The organism is uncultured Thiodictyon sp. (genome assembly GCF_903946935.1).
Classification (GTDB): domain Bacteria; phylum Pseudomonadota; class Gammaproteobacteria; order Chromatiales; family Chromatiaceae; genus Thiodictyon.
This window is the reverse complement of the sequence record NZ_CAJAXH010000079.1, coordinates 1-3,367: the sequence shown is the minus strand read 5'-3', so window position 1 is coordinate 3,367 and position 3,367 is coordinate 1. Positions and strand designations below refer to the sequence as shown.

Here is a 3,367-nt window from a genome sequence, read left to right as displayed (position 1 = left end):
GACCTCACGAAGGTTCACGCACGGGGCCTCGGACAGTAAGGGGACCGACGTGCTTTATACCCGGGCCACCTGGCGTTGTCCAGTGTTGCGGACAACCGCCGGTTGCAACAGAGAGTCCTGGCTAGAACGGTTCCGCCCTGACCTGCAACGCACGCCATATTTGACGTACGATATTTCAGGCGTACAATCATGCCATCTACCCATTAGCACAGGGGTTCGGCATGAAGGCAAACCCAGGCGGCCAGATCGAGCTCGCGGAGGTCGTCGGGCGCGAGCAACTGATCGAGCAGATCTGGGACACGCTCGAGCAGCAATCCATCCGCATGAACGCCGAGCGGCGCATCGGCAAGACCACCATCATCCGCAAACTGTGCGCCGAGCCAAGGCCCGGCTGGGTACCGATGTTTCAGGACCTGGAGCGGTATCACAGCGCCCGGGAATTCGCGCTATCGGTCTATCGCGAGGTTGATCGGTTTCTGTCCGCACGAGCAAGGATCGCACGACGATCCAAAGAGCTACTCAAGTCACTCGGCGGCACCGAGGTGGCCGGTGTGCTCAAGCTTCCTGACCTGGTGGCCGACGCACCCTGGCAGGACATCCTGAATTTCGCCATCCAAGACCTGGTGCAGGAGCGCGCCCATCAGGACGCGCGCCCGCTGTTCCTCTGGGATGAAGTGCCCTACATGCTCGCCAGCATACCGTCAAGGCGCTGAAGTACGCCGCGCTCACCGCCGCCTCGGGTGCCGACCCGGCACTGGTCGAGCAGGTTGTCGCGCGGCAACTGCTGGACCCCAACGACCCCTGGGAGCTGAACCACTACCGCGAGCGTATCCCGATCTACTACGGCGCCGACGCCGAGCGGGCGGTGCTCGGCATCCTCGACGGCATCGCCGCCCGTGCCGCTGGTGCGGCACCCGTCGCCGTCTCGATCAACGATTTGCTGGCGGAGGGCAAGGCGAGCGGCAGCCTGGACGATCGCGACCGCCTGATCGAACTGCTCCGACTCATGGAGCAGGACCACTATCTGGCGCGCGATACCGTCGGCAACTATCGGTTCCGTTTCCCGCTACTGCAACGCTGGTGGCGGCTCGCCCGCGGACTCTGAGATCACCATGCAAAGCACCCGCCCCGCCATGAACGATCGCGCCTTCCTCTCGGTCTTCACCCCCAGCCGCACGCCGCCGCAAGACCTGGAGGCCATCACCGTCCAACGCCAAGCGCTTATCACGGACGCCGTCGAGCGGGTGCGCGAGAGCGCCACCACGGGCAACAAACACCACCTATTGTTCGTCGGTCCACGCGGCACCGGCAAGACCCATTTGGTCACGCTGCTGGTCTACCGGCTGGGGCAGGACCGGGCGCTGGATGATCGGCTGCGCGTCGCCTGGCTCAACGAGGACGAGACCAGCACCAGCCTGTTGGAGCTGCTGCGCCGTATCTATGACGCCTTGGTCAAGCGCTACCCGGATGAATTCACGGCCGCCGCGCTGGACCCCCTGTTCGACCTGACACCGGACGCGGCGGAGGGCGCACTCGCCCAACTGCTGCTTGAGACCCTGCAAGACCGCACCCTGCTGGTCCTGGTGGAAAACCTCGACGCCCTGTTCGCGGGACTGGGTCAGGCCGGCCAACAGAAGCTCCGCGCCTTCATCCAGGAGCACCCGGTGCTGTCCCTGGCAGCCACCGCCCAGCGGCTGGTGGACGACATTGCCAAGCGCCAGAGCGCATTCTTCGGCTTCTTCCAGACCGAGCATCTGAAAACCCTGTCGGTGGAACAGGCGCGCGAACTGCTCCAGAACATCGCCCTGCTCAACCACCAGAGCGATGTCGTCGCCTTTCTGGACAGCGCCACCGGCCGCTCGCGCATCCGCGCACTGCATCACCTCTCCGGCGGCAACCACCGCATCTACATCGTCCTGTCCCAGTTCATCACCCGCGACAGCATCCAATCCCTGGTCGACCCCTTCGCCAAGATGGTCGACGAGATGACGCCCTATTACCAGGAGCGCATCCGCTGGCTGCCGGCCCAGCAGCGCAAGATCGTCGAACTGTTGTGTACCCAGGACCGACCCACTGCGGTCAAGCAGATTGCGCGGCGACTCTTCGCCAGCCAACAGACCGTCTCCAGCCAGCTCAAGGACCTGCGCGACAAGGGCTATGTCCAGGCCGCCCAGCGCGGACGCGAATCCCTCTATGAGATCGCCGAGCCGATGATGCGTATCTGCGTCGAGGTGAAGGAGAACCAGAACCACGGGCCATTACGGGTGCTGGTGGACTTTCTGCGTGTCTGGTACGACGGACCTGAGTTGAACGCCAGACTCTCCGACTGCAAGACCGACCGGATGGCCCGCACCTATCTCGCGTCGGCCATTGAAGCCAACCAAATCAAGGGCAATCTGCGTGGGCAGCTGCTAGTTGACGGATTCAAGGCTGAGCTGGATGAGGCGGGGCGGAAGCAATGGGGTCCGCTTATTGAATCCTATGCCGAGGAGTGCGAGGAGTTGGCGCTGGCCTGCGGATACTTGGCGAAGGGCGAGGATGCCGAGGCGCTTCGTATCGTTGATGAGATCGTTGGTGACGAAAGCGGGCCGTCCGCCAGAGTCAAAGCGTCGGCTTGGGAATTCGCCGCAATCATCAATTCCAGCAAAGGTGAGTTTATTCGGGCGATCAGACAACTCGATGCCCTGCTGGCATTGCCAGCGGTACCGATCGAGGGAGTCTCCAGCGCACTTAACCGCCGGGGGCGAGCGTACAACCGACTTGGAGATTTCGACAAGGCAATCGCTGACTACAGCACCACTATTGCTCTATCGCAAGTCCCCGTCGAACAGCTCGCGCAAGCACTCGTGAACCGGGGCTTAAGCTATGGGCAACTTGGAAAATACGACGAAGCGATTGCGGATTTCAGTGCTGCCACTGATCTGGCGCAGGCCCCGGCTGAGTGGTTGGCCTGGGCGCTCGTCAACAGGGGCGTGGCCTACGGGAAGCTCAGAGAGACAGATAAAGCAATTGCGGATTACGGCGCCGCTATCGCCCTACCGCAGGCCCCCGCCAACCAGGTGGCTGCCGCGCTATTCAACCGAGGCGCGAGATACGGGTTAATTGGAGATGTCGACAAGGAAGCTGCCGACTACAGCGCTACCATCGACCTAGGAACGGTTCACTAAGAAGTTACTCATGTTAGCTCCGGCGATCTATGTATAGCGGCGGCCACTCAGTTGAAAAACCGAGGTCTTCCTGCGATCATGGGCGTCGGATCTTTGGACACCGGTCGCTACCATGAACGAGTTTGCCGGCTACGCGGCCACGCACGAAGAGACGATGCGACTGTATTGCCGGTCGCTGCCGGAGGACCATCGTCGCCGCT

3 protein-coding genes are annotated in these 3,367 nt (G+C 62.5%); all 3 read left to right on the top strand.

Going from position 1 to position 3,367, the window contains the following annotated elements; translation table 11 throughout:
- Nucleotides 1-221: 221 nt before the first annotated feature.
- The 3 genes from QZX93_RS06880 (at nt 222) to QZX93_RS06870 (ending at nt 3,167) form a co-directional block, all read left to right on the top strand.
- Nucleotides 222-713 (top strand): hypothetical protein, encoded by a 492-nt coding sequence (locus QZX93_RS06880; protein ID WP_295393207.1) that lies wholly within the window; start codon nt 222-224, stop codon nt 711-713.
- Between the two features lie 152 nt (nt 714-865).
- Nucleotides 866-1,105: a hypothetical protein gene (locus QZX93_RS06875; protein WP_295393206.1), complete on the top strand. Its 240-nt coding sequence runs from the start codon at nt 866-868 to the stop codon at nt 1,103-1,105.
- 7 nt (nt 1,106-1,112) lie between these two features.
- Entirely contained in the window at nt 1,113-3,167 is a 2,055-nt protein-coding gene (locus tag QZX93_RS06870) for a tetratricopeptide repeat protein (protein WP_295393205.1), read from the top strand.
- Nucleotides 3,168-3,367 lie beyond the last annotated feature (200 nt).

Excerpts from the sequence above, each read along its gene's own strand:
- QZX93_RS06870 (WP_295393205.1), top strand. The coding sequence starts at position 1,113 with ATGCAAAGCACCCGCCCCGCCATGAACGATCGCGCCTTCCTCTCGGTC.
- QZX93_RS06880 (WP_295393207.1), top strand. The coding sequence starts at position 222 with ATGAAGGCAAACCCAGGCGGCCAGATCGAGCTCGCGGAGGTCGTCGGG.